Source organism: Micromonospora sp. NPDC049799, from assembly GCF_040656655.1.
Classification (GTDB): Bacteria; Actinomycetota; Actinomycetes; order Mycobacteriales; family Micromonosporaceae; genus Micromonospora.
Genome location: NZ_JBFAMU010000925.1, coordinates 1 through 1036, shown reverse-complemented (window position 1 = coordinate 1036; position 1036 = coordinate 1). Strand labels below are relative to the sequence as shown.

Genomic DNA, 1036 nt, shown 5'->3' with positions numbered 1-1036 from the left:
GCCGGATCGCCCCGGCGCTGACCCGCGCCCTGGCGTACGCGGTGGCCGGCGTGGTCCCGGTGGTGATGGGCGTGGTCTTCCTGCGGGTGCCGCTGCTGCCCGCGGTGGCGGTGGAGGTGGGGCCGGAGGCGGGGCCCGTCCGCGAGGTGGTCCGCGGTCAGGCGGTCACCGTCACCGACCGGATGACCATCGTCCTGGACCGGCGGGGAGAGGTCCGGTTCCTCCCCAACGACCAGGTGCGGGGTCAACTGCTCTGCCCCGACCCGGGGCGGATCCCGATCAGTCGCGTCGACGTCTACGGCTGGCACGTCGAGGACACCGCACTGGACTGGATGATGCCCCGGCAGCCGGTCGGCGAGCCGGATCCGCGCTGCGTGGGCCGGGTGCCGCTGGACGGCCCGCCCCCGGCGCCTCCGCCGCTGCCCCGGTGATCCCAGGGCGCGGATCACCCCCGGACAGGCCGACCGGCCGTCGCGGCACGGCGCGCGCATAATGGGTCCAGCCGGCCGGGGTGCCGGCGACCCGGCCGCCGACCGCGGCCGGGGCAGGGGAGATGGCGAGGGTACGGTGACGCAGGCGATCCCGAACGTGGCCCGGAACACCCGGCAGCGCGCCGAGGTGCTGGCCCTGCTCCGTGAGGTGGAGGGCTTCCACACCGCACAGCAGCTGCACCGGATGCTCTGCGACCGGGACGCCCGGGTCGGCCTGACCACCGTCTACCGCACCCTCCAGCTGCTGGTCGACGCCGGTGAGATCGACTCCACCCGGCTTCCCGGCGGCGAGCAGCTCTTCCGGCGGTGCAGCCAGAGCCGGCACCACCACCACCTGGTCTGCCGCTCCTGCGGGCGGACCGTCGAGGTGGCCGGGCCGGCGGTCGAGCGCTGGGCCGAGCAGGTGGCGGCGGAGCACGGCTTCACCGACGTCGGGCACACCCTGGAGATCTTCGGCACCTGCACCGCCTGCGCCCGCTGACCGACCCGCACCCCGCGCCCCGCGCCCCGCGGCCCGCGGCCCGCGCCCGCCAAGATCGCGCTCG

1 protein-coding gene and 1 pseudogene are annotated in these 1036 nt (G+C 76.4%); both read left to right on the top strand.

From position 1 onward, the window contains the following. Nucleotides 1-431: pseudogene (locus AB0I76_RS30690) on the top strand (hypothetical protein); the annotation flags it as partial. Between the two features lie 136 nt (nucleotides 432-567). Further along, entirely contained in the window at nucleotides 568-972 is a 405-nt protein-coding gene (locus tag AB0I76_RS30685) for a transcriptional repressor (protein ID WP_357042846.1), read from the top strand. Nucleotides 973-1036 lie beyond the last annotated feature (64 nt).